Below are 16169 nucleotides of genomic sequence, written 5' to 3'. Positions count from 1 at the left end.
GAGAATCCCAGTAGTCGGTTCGCTAGCTCGCACGCCGCTGACCGTCGTCGAGGAACGCGCCGGAGAGCACCGCGTCGGCCGCGCGCCGGCCCGCGTCAGTCAGTACGTATCCGTCGGGGGTCTTCTCCACGAACCGCCCCGTCAGCTGTCGGAGGTGGTACGCGAACCCCGCCGAACTCTCGGTGTCGGCCGCCGCGTGCAGGTCGGAGAACGAGACGGGGGTCTCGCCATCGCGTTCCGCGCGCACCAACCGCACGAGCACGGTGACGCGAACCTCGTTCGCGAGCGTGCCGAACGCCTCGCTCGACGCACCCGGGTCGGGCGACCGCTCGCCTTCGACGGCCGCCTCCGCCGTCCACGACTCGCTCCACTCGTCCATACCCGCGGGTTCGCGTCTCGCCCGCAAAAGCAGTCGGGTGCCGGCAGAAGTCAGGGCGTGAACGGGTCGCTACAGTCCGCGAGCACGCCGTGCTGCGGGCAGACGTACTTGCAGTGGCGCTTCAGGAGTTCGGACTCGCACATCGGACACGTCGGCCCACCGCTCATACGGGGAGGAAGACCGGGAGGGAGAAAAACCGCTAGGTCAGCTCAGCACTCGCTCCAGCCGCAGTTCTGACAGGTCTTGCAGCCTTCGGAGTAGTAGAGATCCATCGTCCCGCAGTCGGGACATTCCGGCATCTCGCCGGCCTCGATGAGCTTCTTCGTCATGTCCTCGTTCGCGTCGTCGCCGGGTTTCGCCTGCTCGGTGTCCGGCGTCGCGGTGCCGACGGGTTCGGTGTCCGCGTTCGGACTCTCCGAGGTCGCGCCGCCGTCGAGCTTCGCGACGTCGGCGTCCGTATCGGCGTCGGCGTTCTCCTCGTCCTCGGCGAGTTCGGTGAGGTTCTGCTGTTTCGGCACCTGCTTGTCGATGTCGCCGTCGAGGTAGCGCCGCATCGCCGTGCCGATGGCGTCCGGGATGGAGTTGATCTGCTCGCCCTTGTCCCAGGCGACCTTCGGACTGCGGATGCCCTGGAGTTCGCTCGCTATCTCCTCGGGGTCGACGCCCGCGCGGAGCGCCGTCGAGACGGTCTTCGCGAGGGACTCCGTGAAGGAGGCCGTGAACCCGCCGCTGTTCCCGATGTTCGCGAACAGTTCGAACGGCCGGCCCTGCTCGTCCTCGTTGATGTTCACGTAGAGCTTCCCGTAGCCCGTGTCGATGCGCTGGGTGACGCCGTACAGCACGTCGGGGCGCGGGCGCTTCTGCGCGCCGTCGACTTCGACGTCGATGAGGTCGTCCGTGTCGCCGCCGATGGCCTCCCGGACGTCCTCGTTGTCGAGGAAGCTTTCGAGGTCGCCGAAGGCGTCCTGAATCTGTTCGAGGAGGACTTCCGCGGCCTCGTCCTCGTCCGCGAACTCAGCGTTGTCGGCGCGCGTGGTGAGCACCTGCTTCGAGCGCGTGCCGTCGCGGTAGACGGTGACGCCCTTCCCGCCGTGCTCGTAGATGTAGCGGTAGACTTCGTCCATGTCCTCCACGCTCGCGGAGTTCGGGAAGTTACACGTCTTCGAGATGGCGGAGTCCACGCCGTTCTGGCAGGCGGTCTGGACGGCCGCGTGCTGCTTCCCGGAGAGGTCTTCCGTCACGACGAACAGTTCGCCGATGGCGTCCGGCACCGTGGAGAGCCCGGTGACGCCGTCGAACTCGTTGTTCGCCATCTGCTCTTGGGCCTCCTCCTTGACGGCGTCCACGTCGATGTCGTTCGCCTCCAGCGTGCGGAGGAAGTAATCGTCGAACTCCACGAGCATCTCGTCGCCCTGCACGTCGTCGCTGACGTTCTTGTAGTACGCGACGTTGTAGATGGGTTCACAGCCGCCCGTGGTGTTCCCGACCATCGACGTCGTGCCCGTCGGCGCGATGGTGGTCGTGTTGTGGTTCCGAATCGGGTAGCCGTCCGCCCAGTCGTCGGCGGACTCGCCCGTGTGGTGTTCGAACCACTCGCGGTACTCGGTCGGGTTCGCGTACTTCGACTTATCCCACTCGTCGAAGCTTCCGCGTTCCTTCGCGAGTTCGTGGCTCGCGTCCTTCGACCCGTGGTTGATGTGGGTCATGACCTGGCTCGCGATCTCGTTCGCGGGCTCGGTGCCGTACTCGACGCCGAGCTGGACGTAGAGCTGGGCAAGCCCCATCACGCCGAGGCCGATCTTCCGCATCTCCCGAACCTTCTCCTCGATCTCCTCGACGGGGAAGTCCGACATCGTGACGACGTTCTCCAGGAAGCGCGTGCCCTGTTCGATGCGGTGGTCGAACTCCTCGTGGTCGAGCGCGTCGTCGAGGAACCGACTGATGCCCTCTTCGAGCGTGTCGTACTCGTGTTCCTCGCTCCAGACGCGCCAGTCGGGCGCGTCCTGCGCGGCGAGCGTGGAGAGGTTGATGTGCCCGAGGTTGCACGCCTCGTACTCTTCGAGCGGCTGCTCGCCGCACGGGTTGGTCGCGAGGATGCGGTGGTCGGGGTGCTCCTCCACGTCGAAGGAGTGCTGTTTGTTGACGCGTTCGAGGTAGATGACGCCGGGTTCGCCGTTCTCGTGCGCGCCCTCGACGATGGGATCCCAGACCACGTCGGCGGGCATCGAGAGCGGTTCGCCGACCTCGACGTACTCTTCGAGGCCGTACCGGGCGTACATCTCCTTCGTCTCCTCGGTGGCGATGTGGGGTTCGCCCGTCCGGGGGTTCGTGAACGTGAACTCCTCGCCGTTCTCCAGCGCCTCCATGAAGTCGTCCGTCACGCCGACGCTGATGTTGAAGTTCGAGAGGTGGCCTTCGACGGCGTTCCGGAGGTGCTTCGGCACCTTCCCGTCCTCGTCGATGAGGCTCCGCGCCTCTTCGAGGGCCTCGTTGAACGTCGTGTACGTGTAGTCGTCGGGGTCGTTGAGCTTCAGGCAGTGCGCGAGGCTGACGTCCTTGTTCTTCGAGTGGATGAACTCGATGACGTCCGGGTGGCTGATGCGCATGACGCCCATCTGCGCGCCGCGGCGCGCGCCGCCCTGCGCGATGGTCTCGCACATCTGGTCGAACGTCTCCATGAACGTCATCGGGCCGGACGCGATGCCGCCCGTGCTGCCGACGGGGTCGCCGTACGGTCGGAGCTGCCAGAACGCGTACCCCATGCCGCCGCCGGACTGGAACACTTCCGCGGCCTCCTTCGCGGTCTCGTGGATGTCCGTGATGTCGTCGCCGGGCGAGTCCACGAAGCACGCGGAGAGCTGCTGGAGTTCGTCGCCCGCGTTCATCAGGGTCGGGCTGTTCGGCATGAAGGAGAGGGACTCCATCAAGTCCTGGAACTCCGCCGCGGTGTCCTCGACGTGCGCGCGGATCTCCTCGGGGAGGTCGGGGACGACGGTGTCGTACGCGAACTTGTTGACGTTCTCCGCCGTCAGTTCGGTCTCCGCGTCGTCGTCCGCGGTGACGCCCTCACCGAACACCTCGGCCGCGAGTTCGTCGCGGCGCGGGTGGTCGGGCTTGAGCTGGTCGGGCGTGACGAGCACTTCGACATCCTGCTTCTCGGACTCGTAGACGGCCTCGGCGAGCGCGATGTTCTTCGCGACGCGGTCGAAGAGGTCTTCCTGCGTCTCGACGAGGTCTCCCTCGGCGTTCTTCTTCAGGTAGCGCGCGGGCAGGATGTTGTTGTACGCGTTCGCGGTCAGGCGGTCTTCCAGCGTGTCGCCGGTGACGCGCTTGATCGGGAGCGTGAGGTCGCCCGCGGACAGGTCGTGCGAACTCATAGTCTGTACCTCCGGGATTCGGCGTGTAGGGAAGTCGGGTCTCGTTTCATGTGTAGATCTCCGGGAGTCAGGTGACGACGATGTATTACTGTAGCCCGAACCATATACCTAGTGGATTCGGTGACCGGGTGTCGTCACGGCACCCGGCGTGCTGTCACGTCGGTAGCACCGGGACGAGTATAACCCTACCCAAAGGGGAGTGAAAGTAAAACGGGCGTGGTGGGGCCCACACGCTTTTGGCCGTGGTCGTCCGTTCTCGGAGTATGTTCGCGCCAGCACTGCTCGCGGCGATGGGCGTCGGGTCGCCGCTCGGGAACCTCCTCGTCGCCATCGTCGCGCTCCTCGTCATCGTACTCGTCGGCCGCTTCCTGTTGAGCGTCGCGTGGAAACTCCTGCTCGTCGCGGGCGTCGTCGTCGCCGCGCTCTACGTGCTCAGTATTCTCGGGCTGTCGTGAGGAAGTTCCCGACGATGTCGTGGCCGACCCCGGTGAGCACGCTCTCCGGGTGGAACTGCACGCCTTCGAGCGGATAGGTCTCGTGGCGGACGCCCATCGCGAGCGTCTCGCCGGCGTGGTCGGTGGTCGCGGTCACGTCGAAGCACTCGGGTATCTCGGTGCAGACGAGCGAGTGGTAGCGTCCCGCGTGAAACCCCTGTTCGAGGCCGCGGTAGACGCCGTCGCCGTCGTGACTGATCGGGTAGGCTTTCCCGTGGACGGGTTCGGGCGCGTGCCCGACGGTGCCGCCGAACTCGTAGACGGCGGCCTCCATGCCGAGGCAGACGCCGAGCGTCGGCACCTCGGGGGAGACCTCGCGCAGGACGGGCATCGTCACGCCCACGTCGCGCTCCGTCGCCGGATGGCCCGGCCCCGGGCTGATGACGACGGCATCCGGGTCGGCGGCCCGCACCTCGTCGAGCGACGCGGTGTTCTTCAGCACCGTGGTGTCGTGGCCGCGCTCGGAGACGTACTCCACGAGGTTGTACGTGAAGGAGTCGAAGTTGTCCACGAACAGGACGTTCATTCGACCACCTCCGTGAGCTCGGCGAGCGCGTCGAGCACGCCGCCCATCTTCTTCTCCGTCTCCTCGAACTCGCTGTCGGGGTCGGAGTCCGCGACCACGCCCGCGCCCGCCCGCACCCGAATCGTATCCGCCCCGCGGTCGTGTTGCTCGCGGCGCTCGCCGTGTTCGATTGTGGCGGTGCGGATGACGATGGCGAAGTCGGCGTCGCCCGTCCAGGAGACGTAGCCGACGCCGCCGCCGTACGCGCCCCGCGGGCCGTTTTCGAGGTCGTGGATGAGTTCCATCGCCCGCACCTTGGGCGCGCCGGAGAGCGTGCCCGCGGGGAACGACGCGCGCACGGCGTCGAACGCGTCGTACTCGTCGGCGAGGTGGCCGGTGACGGTGGACTCGATGTGCTGGACGTGGCTGTACTTGAGGACGCGCATGAACTCGGGGACGGAGACCGACCCGGGGTCGCTGACGCGGCGCACGTCGTTGCGCGCGAGGTCGACGAGCATCGTGTGTTCGGCGCGCTCCTTCTCGTCCGCGAGCATCTCGCCGGCGAGCCGGCGGTCTTCGACGGGGCTCGTGCCCCGCGGACACGTGCCGGCGATTGGGTTGTTCAACACGGTGCGGCCGCGGACGGAGACGAGAGTTTCGGGGCTCGCGCCGACGACGGTGCGGTCGCCGGTGCGGACGACGTACATGTAGGGCGAGGGGTTCACGTCCCGGAGGCGCTCGTAGAACCCGAGCGGGTCGATGTCCCCGTGGAGTTCGCGCGTGCGGGAGATGACGCCCTGGTAGATTTCGCCGTCCAGGACGGCGTCCTTCGCGCGTTCGACGGCGTTCGTGTACTCGTCGCGCGGGCCCGCGGACTCGCCGGTCTTCCGGAACCCGCCCGTCTCCGGGTGCGAGGCGTCCGCGAGTTCGGCGGCGACGCGGTCGGCTTCCGCCGCGAGCGCGTCGTACACGTCGCCCGGGTCGTCGTCCGGGCCGACGACGGGCGTGAACACGAGCGAGACCTCATCCGTCGTGTTGTCGAAGACGAGCGTCTGCGTGGTGAGGACGAACTGGGCGTCCGGGAGCGGCGTCTCCGGGCGTTCCACGCCGACCTCGTCGAGCCAGAGGTCGTAGACGGCGTCGTAGGCGAGGAAGCCCACGAGGCCACCGTCGAGGAGTTGGCGGTCGGCGTCCGGGAACCCCCGCCGAGTCGCGTCGGGGAGCGCGGTGCGGAGCGTGTCGAGCACGTCGTCGCCCTGCTCGGGCGTGACGTACTCGGCGGAGCCGGTGCCGGCGAGGGGTTCGACGGTCGCGCCGTCGGGGTCGACGGTGACGAGCGCGTCCGGGTCGTAGCCGACGAACGAGTAGCGGGCGTGCCGGTCGTCGGACTCGTGCTGGAACGCCCCGTCGGGGTCGCTCGCGGCGGTCTTGCTCGCGGATTCGAGGAGGAAGGAGTGGTCGCCGTCGGCGAGCGCGGCGTACGCGGCGAGCGGCGACGCGTCGGTGTCGAGGGTGGCGCTCGCGTACGCGACCACGGGGTCGTCGCCCATGCAGCGCTCCACGAAGTCGGCGCGCTCGACGTTCACGCGACCACCTCGTGTTTCGCGGCGGCGACGAACGCCGCGACGGCGTCGTGGTCTTTCACGCCGCCCGACTGTTCGACGCCGGACGCCACGTCCACCGCGAACGGCCGGACGGTCTCGACCGCCTCGGCGACGTTGTCGGGGGTGAGACCGCCCGCGAGCACGACCGGCGAGTCGAGGCGCGCGGCGAGGTCGCGGGTGACGGTCCAGTCGTGCGTGCGACCCGTGCCGCCCGCGCCCGAGGCGTCCGTCGAGTCCACGAGGAGCGCGTCCGCGACGCCGTCGTAGCGCGCGGCGTCCTCCGGGCTGTCGGCGTCCACGGTCTTCACGAGCTTCGCGTCCACGTCGTCCGCGAGCGCGGCGAGGTCGTCCGCAGGGAGGTCGCCGTGCACCTGGAGGACGTCCGGCCGCACGCGGGCGGCGAGGTCGGCGGCGTCCGCGGGCGACTCGGGCATCGTCACGAGAACCGTGGTGACGAACGGCGGAACGGCCGCGACGAGGTCGGTCGCGCGCTCGGCGTCGAGTTCGCGGGGCGTGTCCACGGGCACGTCCGCGATGAACCCGAGAGCGTCCGCGCCCGCGCCGACCGCCGCGGCGGCGTCGTCCTCGTTCGTGATGCCGCAGACTTTCACGCGCGTCATTTCGACGCCCGGAGTGTCGCGAGCGTCTCGGCGGCCGCGCCGGAGTCGATGGCCTCGCGCGCGCGGTCGACGCCCGCCTCGATGCTGTCGGCTTCGCCGGCGACGTAGATGGCCGCGCCCGCGTTCGCGAGAATCACGTCGCGCTTCGGGCCGGTGACGACGCCCTCGACGATTCCCCGGAGGTCGTCGGCGTTCTCCGCGGGCGTCCCGCCCTCAATCGCCTCGATGGGGGCGCGGTCGAGCCCCATGTCGGCGGGCGTGAGCGTGTACTCCTCCACGGTTCCGTCCCGGACTTCCGCGACGACGGTTTCGTCGTGAATCGCGATTTCGTCGAGGCCGTTCCCGTAGACGACGAGCGCGCGCTCGGTCGGCATCCGGGTGAGCGCGTTCGCGAGCAGGGGGACGAGGTCGGGGTCGTAGACGCCCATCAGTTGGGCGTCCGCGCCCGCGGGGTTCGTGAGCGGGCCGAGGACGTTGAAGATGGTGCGCATCCCGAGTTCGCGGCGGGGGCCGATGACGGCCTTCATCGCGGGGTGGAACGCGGGCGCGTGCATGTAGCCGATGCCGTCGTCCTCGATGCGGTCTTCGACGGCGGCGGGGCTGGCGTCGAGGTCGACGCCGACCTCCTCCAGCACGTCCGAACTGCCGGAGGAGGAGGAGACAGAGTAGTTGCCGTGTTTGGCGACGGGGACGCCCGCTCCCGCGACGACGAGCGCCGTGGTGGTGGAGACGTTGATGGTGTCGTAGTCGTCGCCGCCGGTGCCGCAGGTGTCCACGAGCGGGCTTCGGTCGGGGTCGATGGTGCGCGCGGCGTCCCGCATGCCCTGCGCGAACCCCGCGATTTCGTCCTCGGTCTCGCCCTTCGCGCGGAGTCCGGCGAGCAGCGCGCCGATCTGGGCGTCCGTGGCGTCCTCGAACACCGCGGACGCGGCGCTCCGAGCGTCGTCCAGTGAGAGGTCGTCGCCGTCCGTCACGCGTCGAATGTAGTCCTGCATAGTGGCCACCAATGTTCGATTGTGGGTTACGATGTACAAGTGTGTACGTCGACTTAAGCCTGTCGCGGCCGGGAGTCGATGCCGAGTCGAAACCGTCAAGTGTAGCGCCGGCATACGGAAAATCGCAGGCGGGTTGGTGGTCTAGTCAGGCTATGACACCTCCTTGACATGGAGGAGGCCGGCGGTTCAAATCCGCCCCAACCCACTTCTGACGAACCGCAACGATGAACGATAGTGAAGAGTCCGTTCGTCGAAGTGGACAGACGGATTTGAACCAAGGAACGAAGCGGGGCGGAGTGACTGAGGTTCAAATCCGCCCCAACCCACTTCTCTACAAACCAACGCCACGCAGCGACGACTGTGTCGCTGCGTGCGTTGTGGCGGAGTGAATGGTGTTCGGCGGATTTGAACCAGGGAGTGAAACGAGCGTGAGAGAGTGGAACGACTGAAGTTCACAAGCCGCCCCAGCCCACACATTCTGTCGCGAGTTAACTGGCGAGCGACGAATTCGTGAGGAGCGTTAGTCGGTGTTTTCGTAGCGTTCGCCGGCTTCGATGCGGGTGTCGAGGTGGTTCTCGAAGGGGACAAGCGGGCATTCGTAGGCGTCCGAGTACGCGCAGAAGGGGCTGTAGGCGCGGTTGAAGTCGAGGAGCCAGACGCCCTCGTTCTCGAAGTCGCTGTCGAGGTCGAGGTAGCGGCCGGCGGGATAGGTGGTGTCGCCGTTCGTCTCGTCACGGAAGGGCACCCAGAGCTGTTTTTCGCCGGGGTCGCGGCGGTAGGCGGTGAGAGTGTGGGTGTCGCCGTCGAGGTCGAATTCGAACTCGCCCCAGCGGTGGTAGGTCTGTTCGCCGTCCTGCGTGGTTTCGACATGGATGGTGTCGTGGTCGTCGAACTCGCGGAGTTCGAGTTCGAAGCGATAGGTCGGGTCGGGGTCGTAGTAGTCGAGGCCGTCAAAGTCCTCGCGTTCGCCCATCGGAATCGGCGAGCGCGGGTGTTCCGCGAAGTACTCGTCCTTCTCGGCGCGCTCGCGCTCGATTCGCTCCGTGTAGTCCATACCCTAGGGTGGGTGTGTGGCGTGAAAAGCCCTCGTCAGTCCGTGAGTTCCTCCCCGAGGTCGAGGTGGTCTGCGAGGCGGCGGTGCGCGTTCCGTTTGCGTTCTTCGCGTTCGTCCTCGTCGAGGTACTTCGCGAAGCGGTCGTCGATGTAGCGCTCGCGGAGTTCGTCGTCGTCGGGCGCGTCGGGGGCGTCGTCGAGGTACTCCTGCCAGCGTTCGCGGGTCGCCCACTCGCCGGTGAGGTTCTCCTCGCGGCGGAGCCAGTCGTAGTGCTCGGCGAACGTTCCCTCGTAGCCGTCGGCGCGGCGGACGTCCGCGATGATGGCGCGGCCGACGTGCGCGCCGTGGCCGGCGGCGACGAGAACCTGGTCGGGGACGCCGGCGTTCGGCCCGGCGACGTACAGGCCGTCGAGGGGGGTCGCGCCGTCCTGTTCGACGAGCGAGGAGTCGAACTGCTCGTACTCGCCGTCATCGACGAAGTCCACGGGGAGGGCGTCGAGGTACTGCCAGTCGTACTTCGTCGCGGCGACGACGAAGTCGGCGTCGAGGACGCGGTCGTCCTGCGTCTCGACGCGGAAGCCCTCGCTCGCGTCCGTCACCTCGACCACCATGTCCTCGACGAGGTCGCAGCCCGCTTCGCGCGCGTGGTCGTGCGCGAGGTCGTAGAAGGTCTCGGGGTCGATGCCGGCGGGGAAGCCGAGGTAGTTCTCGACGAACGCGGCGCGACGGAGGGAGGAGCTTCCGCGGTCGAGTATCGTCGTTTCGAGGCCGTAGCGGGCGGTGAAGACGCCGGTCGCGCAGCCGGCGGGGCCGCCGCCGACCACCACGACGCTGGGCGTGGAGCCACTCATAATTTTAGGTCTGCCTAAACAAGTATGGGTGTTTCGGACTACAGCGACGCGCCGCACGCCGGGCACTCGTCGGCCGCGACGGACACAGAGAGGTCGCACTCGGGACAGAACGCCAGGTAGCACGCTCGCTCGCCCATGCCCACGCCTACCACACTCAGCCTGTTGAGCCTTCGGGTGCGAACCGTTCTGCAACAACCTTCAAGAGTTTCCCGGTGCACTCTCCGACAGACATGGATATCTCCGACATCGCGACGCAGGACTACGTCTCGGTCGACGCCGAAAAACGAATGGGGAAAGTGCGCTCGCTCTTCGAGGAGGAGAACCCCAAGGGCATCATCGTCACGCACGCCGGCGGCGCTGAATTCGAGGGCGTTATCACCCAGAAACAACTCCTCTCCTCCCACATCGAGGACGACACCCGCGTCTCCTCGCTCACCAACCCCTCCAGCCACAGCGTCCCCAAACTCGACCGCACCGAGAACGTCCGGGACGTCGCGCGCAAACTCGTTGAGGGGAACACGAAAGTCGCGCCCGTCTTCGAAGCCGACCAGCTCTGGGGCGTCGTCACCGAAGACCTCATCCTCGAAGCCGTCCTCGACAACCTCGACGCGCTCACCGTCGACCAGATCTTCAGCGAGGACATCGTCACCATCGACGAGGACGCCAACATCGGCACTGTCATCAACCGCCTCCGCGAGAACTCCATCAGCCGCCTCCCCGTCCTCGACGAAGACGGCTTCCTCACCGGCATCGTCACCGTCCACGACCTCGTGGACTTCATCGTCCGCGACGTCGACAAGACCACGCGCGGCGACCGCCGCGGCGAGATGGAACGCCTCCTCGACCTCCCCGTCTACGACGTGATGTCCAGCCCCGTCACCACCATCCATCCCGGTGACAGCGTCGAGGACGCCGTCCGCACCATGCTCGACGACGACATCGCCGGCCTCGTCGTCACCCCCGAAGACGACGAGCGCGTCGTCGGCGGCATCCTCACCAAGACCGACGTCCTCCGCGCGCTCTCCTACACCGAAGAAGAACGCATGGACGTCCAGATCACGAACATCGACCTCCTCGACACCATCGGACGCGAGGACGTCCGCGAAGGCATCGAGGACATCACCCAGAAGTACAGCGACATGCACGTCCAGCACGCCCACGTGCGCTTCCACGAGCACAAAGAACGCCTCCGCGGCACGCCCCTCATCTACTGCCAGATCCGCCTCCGCACCAACAAAGGCCAGGCCGCCGGCACCGGCGAAGGCTACGGCGCGGACAACGCCCTCAACCTCGCCCTCGACCACCTCGAACGCAACGTCCTCGAACTCAAAGGCATCCAGGCCGACGAAGAGTACAAGGGACAGCTCCTCCGCAAACTGAACGAGCTCTAGGACTTTTTTCCGTGTCGGGGTCGCGAACGCGACCCGCTCACCGTAAAAACCTCCACTAAAAAGGCCGAGCGCGCCGCCGGCGCGCTCGGTACTACCCGCGGGCCGTTCTTCCGCGACCGCATCCGCACCGCACAGCCGCCGCACTGCACAGCCACCGCGCCGCGCCACCCAGTACCGCGCCGCACTACGGCGAGACGTTACAGGTCTCGTCGGTAGATTGCGGTTTCGAGTTCGTCGCCCGCGAATTCGGCGGTGCGGCTGCCGGCGTGGACGAACCCGCGGCGGGTGGAGAAGGCCTGGGCGCGTTCGTTGCCCGCGAGGGCTTCCAGCACGAGCGCGTCCGTGTCGTCGGGGAGGCTGTCGAGGACGCGGTCGAGGAGCGCCGTTCCGATGCCCTCCTGCCAGTGGTCGGGGTGGACGTAGAGTTCCGTCAGGCCGGCTTCCCCGGGATTGACGAACCGCTCGGTGTCCGTCCAGCGGACGCGGGCGTACCCGACGATGGCGTCGTTCCGCTCCGCGACGAACACCCGTCCGTCGGCGTCTCTGAGTTCCTCGAAGCGCCGTTCCGCAGTGTCGTCGGAAACGTCAGTGGAGAGCGAGTCGAGAACCGACTCCGGGACGAGACCGCTGTAGGCGGCCCGCCACGCGAGCGCGTTCACGCGCTGGAGTCCGGCGAGGTCGTCGGGGGACGCGAGGCGTCGAACCTCCATACGCCGTCCTGGCCGCCCAGCGAGAAAAACCGTTGCGCTACGCCTTGAGCTGGAGCCAGAGATACGCGAACACCACGAACAGGACGGAACAGCCCGCCGCGCCCGCGAGCACCCAGAAGTTCGCGTTCATGTGACCCCCTCGATGCCGTCGTTCGTGATTCGGAACTGCGCGCGGACGTTTTTCCGTGTCGGGGTCGCGTCCGCGACCCGCTCCACGCAAAACCCTCCACTAAAAAGCTCGCGCGACCCCGTCGCGCGATGCGTGCGGTACATCATGTGACGCTCTCGATGCCGTCGTTCGTGATGCGGAACTGTGCGCGGTCGCCCTCGGGTTTCGCGCGGTGCTTCTCTAACGTGGCGCGGCGGCGGTCGCCCTTGAATCGGTCGAGGCGAACCACGGTTCCCGTCCAGTGCTGGAGGGTGTGGCCGCCGAGCGGGCGACTGGTGTCGGAGTCGGGGTCGGTGTACACCTGGTTCGTGAGGACGACGGCGAGGTCGTGCTTGCGCGCGAGCGACAGCAGGTGCGTCACCTGTTTCGCGACCTGTCGGAGCGCGTCCCCGGCCTCCTCGTCGTCGGCGCGGCGGAGCCGGTAGAACCCGGTCGCGGAGTCCAGGACGATGAGGCTGGCGTCGGGCGCGAACTCGCTCGCGTCCCGCACCGCCTCCGCCTGTTCGTCGAAGTCGTGGGCTTCGGAGACGACGATGCGCGAGGACGCGGCGTCCGGGTCGCTCGCGTTCGCCTCCAGCACGTCCCGGAAGCGGTCGACGGAGAGGCCTTCCGTGTCCACGTAGACGACGGTGTCGCCGTCGGCGGCGGCCTCGACCGCGGCGGAGAGCGCGACGTTCGTCTTCCCGGCACCCGGCGGGCCGTAGAGTTGGGTGACGGTGCCGCGCTCGAACCCGCCGCCGAGCAGGTCGTCGAGCGCGCCGCACCCCGTGGTGAGAGCGGAGTCGGTCACTACCCCTACGTTGCGCGCTATCGGGGAAAAACACACCGAACGGCGGAGTGCTTTTACTCGCCGCCGTCCGAGTCGTGGGCGTGATAGTCGTCGCGACCGAGGACTTCGAGCTCTACCACGAACTCCTCGCGGAGCTCAGAGACCGGGACGTCGCGTTCACGACCATCGAACCCGGCGACCCGATTCCCGAGGAGGCGGCGGTGCTCGTGACCGGCGAGTCCGACGACGTGGACGCCGCCCTCGACACCGTGGTCGCGGACGCCGACGACGCGCGGAAGGCGGTAGACGAGGCGCTCGCCGTCCTCCGCGGCGGGACGGGGCGAACCATCGTCGGCGTCGACCCGGGGCCGAACCCCGGCATCGCCGTCCTCTCGGGCGACCTCGTGGTCGCGGCGTTCCGCGTGCCCGTTGAGGACACCGTGGACGTGGTGCTGGACGAAATCGAGGGCGCGCTCGACCCCCTGGTTCGAGTGGGCGACGGCGCGCGTCTGCACGGCGCGCGCGTCGTGGACGGACTCGCGGAGGCCGGGGTGACGGTCGAACTCGTGGACGAGACGGGGACGACGCCCTACCTCGGCGCGGGCGTGCGGGGGTTGGACGACGTGCTCGCGGCGGCGAACATCGCGCGCCTGGAGGGCGAGGTCGTCACGTCGCGGTCGTTCGAGCCGACGCCAGGCGAGTTACAGGTCATCAAGAACCGGTCTCGGGAGCGCTCCGCGGAGAACCAGACGATTCCGGAGTCGCTCGCGCGGCGGGTGGCGCGCGGGGAGTTGACGCTGGACGAGGCCATCGAGGAGCACGGAGAGTAGGCGACGAACGGGGGGCACCGTCACCGCTATGTGTGTCCATGCCATACGTTGGCATACGTCTGTCGTCGGAAGGTTCTTCGGGCGACAGGTCACACCTTCACCCAACTAACGATGAACGAAGTCCAACTCGAGGTCGCGAAAGCCTACCCGAACGACTCGGGCCGGGGCATCGCGCGCCTCGACCCCGACACGCTACTCCACCTGAAGCTCAGCCCGGGCGACATCATCGAGATCGAGGGCGCGGAGACCACGGCCGCGAAGGTCTGGCGCGCCGACCGCCAGGACTGGAACACCGACACCGTCCGCATCGACGGATTCACCCGGCAGAACGCGGACGTCGGCATCGGCGAACGCGTCAAGATTCGGAAGGCCGAGGCGGAGAAGGCGGACAAGCTCGTGCTCGCGCCGCCCGAGGAGGCCTCCGTCCAGTTCGGGTCGGACGCCGCCGGCATGGTCAAACGCCAGATTCTGAAGCGGCCGGTCGTCGCCCGCGACATCGTCCCCGTCATGTCGTCGACGAACCACCCGTTCATGCGCTCGCCGGGCCAGGCGATTCCGCTCATCGCCGTCGAGACCGAACCCGAGGGCGTCTGCCTTGTCACCGAGGACACAGAGGTGGAACTCCGCGAGGAACCCATCAGCGGGTTCGAGCGCACCGGCGGCGGCATCACGTACGAGGACATCGGCGGCCTCCAGAACGAGATTCAGCGCGTCCGGGAGATGGTCGAACTCCCGATGAAGCACCCCCAGATATTCCAGAAGCTCGGCATCGAGCCGCCGCAGGGCGTGCTCCTGCACGGCCCGCCCGGAACGGGGAAGACCCTGCTCGCGAAGGCGGTGGCGAACGAGACGAGCGCCTCGTTCTTCTCCATCGCCGGCCCCGAAATCATCTCGAAGTACTACGGGGAGTCCGAACAGCAGTTGCGGGAGATATTCGAGGACGCGAAGGACGACTCGCCGTCCATCATCTTCATCGACGAACTCGACTCCATCGCGCCGAAGCGCGAGGACGTGACGGGCGAAGTCGAGCGCCGCGTCGTCGCCCAGCTGTTGACGATGATGGACGGGCTCGAAGGCCGCGGCCAGGTCATCGTCATCGCGGCCACCAACCGCGTTGACGCCGTCGACCCCGCGCTCCGCCGGCCCGGCCGGTTCGACCGCGAAATCGAAATCGGCGTCCCCGACGAGGTCGGCCGCGAGGAAATCCTGAAAATCCACACGCGCGGCATGCCGCTGTCCGACGACGTGAACCTCGGGAACCTCGCGGACGACACGCACGGCTTCGTCGGCGCGGACATCGAGAGCCTCACGAAGGAAGCCGCGATGCGCGCGCTCCGGCGCTACCTCCCCGAAATCGACCTCGACGAGGAGGACATCCCGCCGAGCCTCATCGACCGCATGATCGTGAAGCGCCAGGACTTCCGCGGCGCGCTCAACGAGGTCGAGCCCTCCGCGATGCGGGAAGTCCTCGTCGAACTCCCGAAGATATCGTGGGACGACGTGGGCGGCCTCACCGACGCGAAACAGCAGGTGCAGGAGTCCATCGAGTGGCCGCTCAACTCCCCCGAGAAGTTCGGGCGGATGGGCGTCGAACCGCCGAGCGGCGTCCTCCTCTACGGCCCGCCCGGCACGGGGAAGACCCTGATGGCGAAAGCCGTCGCGAACGAGACGAACGCGAACTTCATCAGCGTCAGGGGACCCCAGCTCCTCTCGAAGTGGGTGGGCGAGTCGGAGAAGGCGATTCGGCAGACCTTCCGGAAGGCCCGGCAGGTCAGCCCGACCATCATCTTCTTCGACGAACTCGACAGCCTCGCGCCCGGCCGCGGCCAGAACGCCGGGAACAACGTCTCAGAGCGCGTCGTCAACCAACTCCTCACCGAACTCGACGGCCTCGAAGACATGGAGGACGTGATGGTCATCGGCGCGACCAACCGCCCCGACATCATCGACCCCGCGCTCATCCGCTCCGGGCGCTTCGACCGCATGGTGATGGTCGGCCAGCCCGACATCGAGGGCCGCGAACGCATCCTCCGCATCCACACCGACGACACCCCGCTCGCGCCCGACGTGAGCCTCCGCGAACTCGCCGAGATAACTGATGGGTACGTCGGCTCGGACCTCGCGAACATCGCGCGCGAAGCCGCCATCGAAGCGCTCCGCGAGGACGACGACGCCACCGACGTCGGCATGCGGCACTTCCGGAAAGCCATGGAGAACGTCCGCCCCACCATCACCGACGACCTCCTCGCCTACTACGAGGACGTCGAAGAGCAGTTCAAGGGCGGTCAGACCGCCGAACAGCGCCGGGAAGGCGGCCACATCGGCTTCCAATAACGCACCTTTTACTCTGCGGCGCGCTTCGCGCGCCTCGGTAAAAGCTGCACCAAAAGCACTCCTCGCTCCCGATGGTCGCTCGTCGGC

Annotated in this window: 15 protein-coding genes and 1 tRNA gene; 5 read left to right on the top strand and 11 right to left on the bottom strand. The window is 67.6% G+C overall.

Annotated elements, in window-relative coordinates:
- Nucleotides 1-22 precede the first annotated feature (22 nt).
- The 3 genes from LI334_RS02720 to LI334_RS02715 are packed head-to-tail and all read right to left on the bottom strand — an operon-like array spanning nt 23 to nt 3756.
- Nucleotides 23-379 carry a DUF7347 domain-containing protein gene (locus LI334_RS02720; protein WP_227261638.1) on the bottom strand — a complete coding sequence of 119 codons (357 nt, stop codon included), beginning with the start codon at nt 377-379 and terminating at the stop codon, nt 23-25.
- A gap of 50 nt (nt 380-429) precedes the next feature.
- Entirely contained in the window at nt 430-546 is a 117-nt protein-coding gene (locus LI334_RS13095; protein WP_319799820.1) for an HVO_2523 family zinc finger protein, read from the bottom strand.
- A gap of 42 nt (nt 547-588) precedes the next feature.
- Nucleotides 589-3756, bottom strand: coding sequence for an adenosylcobalamin-dependent ribonucleoside-diphosphate reductase (locus LI334_RS02715; protein ID WP_227261637.1), 3168 nt, complete (start codon nt 3754-3756; stop codon nt 589-591).
- Nucleotides 3757-4019: 263 nt separating this feature from the next.
- Here LI334_RS02715 and LI334_RS02710 point away from each other — a divergent pair, with 263 nt between their 5' ends.
- Nucleotides 4020-4211 (top strand): hypothetical protein, encoded by a 192-nt coding sequence (locus tag LI334_RS02710; protein ID WP_227261636.1) that lies wholly within the window; start codon nt 4020-4022, stop codon nt 4209-4211.
- Here the strand turns inward: LI334_RS02710 and trpG are convergent.
- From trpG to trpD, 4 genes are read right to left on the bottom strand one after another with little or no spacing between them, the layout of a single operon-like run.
- Complete coding sequence (gene trpG / locus LI334_RS02705; RefSeq protein ID WP_227261635.1) at nt 4189-4776, bottom strand: anthranilate synthase component II; 588 nt, start codon at nt 4774-4776, stop codon at nt 4189-4191. The genes LI334_RS02710 and trpG overlap by 23 nt on opposite strands.
- Nucleotides 4773-6305 carry an anthranilate synthase component I gene (gene trpE / locus LI334_RS02700; protein WP_227262345.1) on the bottom strand — a complete coding sequence of 511 codons (1533 nt, stop codon included), beginning with the start codon at nt 6303-6305 and terminating at the stop codon, nt 4773-4775. The genes trpG and trpE overlap by 4 nt, the downstream gene beginning before the upstream one ends.
- Before the next feature lie 32 nt (nt 6306-6337).
- Nucleotides 6338-6979, bottom strand: a complete 642-nt coding sequence (locus tag LI334_RS02695; RefSeq protein WP_227261634.1) for a phosphoribosylanthranilate isomerase — start codon at nt 6977-6979, stop codon at nt 6338-6340.
- Nucleotides 6976-7974 carry an anthranilate phosphoribosyltransferase gene (gene trpD / locus LI334_RS02690; protein ID WP_227261633.1) on the bottom strand — a complete coding sequence of 333 codons (999 nt, stop codon included), beginning with the start codon at nt 7972-7974 and terminating at the stop codon, nt 6976-6978. The genes LI334_RS02695 and trpD overlap by 4 nt, the downstream gene beginning before the upstream one ends.
- Before the next feature lie 130 nt (nt 7975-8104).
- Here trpD and LI334_RS02685 point away from each other — a divergent pair.
- Nucleotides 8105-8179 (top strand) — tRNA-Val (locus LI334_RS02685).
- Nucleotides 8180-8494: 315 nt separating this feature from the next.
- On the opposite strand, the gene LI334_RS02680 is transcribed toward LI334_RS02685, so the two are convergent.
- Both LI334_RS02680 and LI334_RS02675 read right to left on the bottom strand, forming a co-directional pair.
- Nucleotides 8495-9028: a DUF1684 domain-containing protein gene (locus LI334_RS02680; RefSeq protein WP_227261632.1), complete on the bottom strand. Its 534-nt coding sequence runs from the start codon at nt 9026-9028 to the stop codon at nt 8495-8497.
- Between the two features lie 35 nt (nt 9029-9063).
- Nucleotides 9064-9936, bottom strand: a complete 873-nt coding sequence (locus LI334_RS02675; RefSeq protein WP_406675866.1) for an FAD-dependent oxidoreductase — start codon at nt 9934-9936, stop codon at nt 9064-9066.
- Between the two features lie 173 nt (nt 9937-10109).
- Between LI334_RS02675 and LI334_RS02670 the strand changes: the two genes are divergently transcribed.
- A complete protein-coding gene (locus LI334_RS02670) occupies nt 10110-11270 on the top strand; it encodes a CBS domain-containing protein (RefSeq protein ID WP_227261630.1) in 1161 nt (386 codons plus the stop codon).
- A gap of 197 nt (nt 11271-11467) precedes the next feature.
- Here the strand turns inward: LI334_RS02670 and LI334_RS02665 are convergent, their stop codons facing one another.
- Both LI334_RS02665 and radB read right to left on the bottom strand, forming a co-directional pair.
- Nucleotides 11468-11980, bottom strand: coding sequence for a GNAT family N-acetyltransferase (locus LI334_RS02665; protein WP_227261629.1), 513 nt, complete (start codon nt 11978-11980; stop codon nt 11468-11470).
- Between the two features lie 272 nt (nt 11981-12252).
- Nucleotides 12253-12939, bottom strand: a complete 687-nt coding sequence (gene radB, locus LI334_RS02660) for a DNA repair and recombination protein RadB (protein WP_227261628.1) — start codon at nt 12937-12939, stop codon at nt 12253-12255.
- A gap of 80 nt (nt 12940-13019) precedes the next feature.
- On the opposite strand from radB, the gene LI334_RS02655 reads away from it, so the two are divergent.
- Both LI334_RS02655 and LI334_RS02650 read left to right on the top strand, forming a co-directional pair.
- The gene (locus LI334_RS02655; protein WP_227261627.1) at nt 13020-13748 is read left to right on the top strand and encodes a hypothetical protein; all 729 of its coding nucleotides are present in this window, start codon (nt 13020-13022) and stop codon (nt 13746-13748) included.
- 111 nt (nt 13749-13859) lie between these two features.
- Complete coding sequence (locus LI334_RS02650) at nt 13860-16082, top strand: CDC48 family AAA ATPase (protein ID WP_227261626.1); 2223 nt, start codon at nt 13860-13862, stop codon at nt 16080-16082.
- Nucleotides 16083-16169 lie beyond the last annotated feature (87 nt).

Origin of the sequence: Salarchaeum japonicum, assembly GCF_020614395.1 — an archaeon.
In the GTDB taxonomy this organism is placed as follows: Archaea; Halobacteriota; Halobacteria; order Halobacteriales; family Halobacteriaceae; genus Salarchaeum; species Salarchaeum japonicum.
The sequence above is the reverse complement of the archived record's forward strand: the minus strand, read 5'-3'. Positions and strand labels throughout refer to the sequence as shown.

Bases quoted from the DNA above. Each gene is read 5' to 3' on its own strand.
- trpE (WP_227262345.1), bottom strand. From the start codon at position 6,305: ATGGGCGACGACCCCGTGGTCGCGTACGCGAGCGCCACCCTCGACACC.
- LI334_RS02650 (WP_227261626.1), top strand. From the start codon at position 13,860: ATGAACGAAGTCCAACTCGAGGTCGCGAAAGCCTACCCGAACGACTCG.
- LI334_RS02720 (WP_227261638.1), bottom strand. From the start codon at position 379: ATGGACGAGTGGAGCGAGTCGTGGACGGCGGAGGCGGCCGTCGAAGGC.
- LI334_RS02710 (WP_227261636.1), top strand. From the start codon at position 4,020: ATGTTCGCGCCAGCACTGCTCGCGGCGATGGGCGTCGGGTCGCCGCTC.
- LI334_RS02715 (WP_227261637.1), bottom strand. From the start codon at position 3,756: ATGAGTTCGCACGACCTGTCCGCGGGCGACCTCACGCTCCCGATCAAG.
- trpD (WP_227261633.1), bottom strand. From the start codon at position 7,974: ATGCAGGACTACATTCGACGCGTGACGGACGGCGACGACCTCTCACTG.
- LI334_RS02680 (WP_227261632.1), bottom strand. From the start codon at position 9,028: ATGGACTACACGGAGCGAATCGAGCGCGAGCGCGCCGAGAAGGACGAG.
- LI334_RS02670 (WP_227261630.1), top strand. From the start codon at position 10,110: ATGGATATCTCCGACATCGCGACGCAGGACTACGTCTCGGTCGACGCC.
- LI334_RS13095 (WP_319799820.1), bottom strand. From the start codon at position 546: ATGAGCGGTGGGCCGACGTGTCCGATGTGCGAGTCCGAACTCCTGAAG.
- LI334_RS02695 (WP_227261634.1), bottom strand. From the start codon at position 6,979: ATGACGCGCGTGAAAGTCTGCGGCATCACGAACGAGGACGACGCCGCC.
- trpG (WP_227261635.1), bottom strand. From the start codon at position 4,776: ATGAACGTCCTGTTCGTGGACAACTTCGACTCCTTCACGTACAACCTC.
- LI334_RS02665 (WP_227261629.1), bottom strand. From the start codon at position 11,980: ATGGAGGTTCGACGCCTCGCGTCCCCCGACGACCTCGCCGGACTCCAG.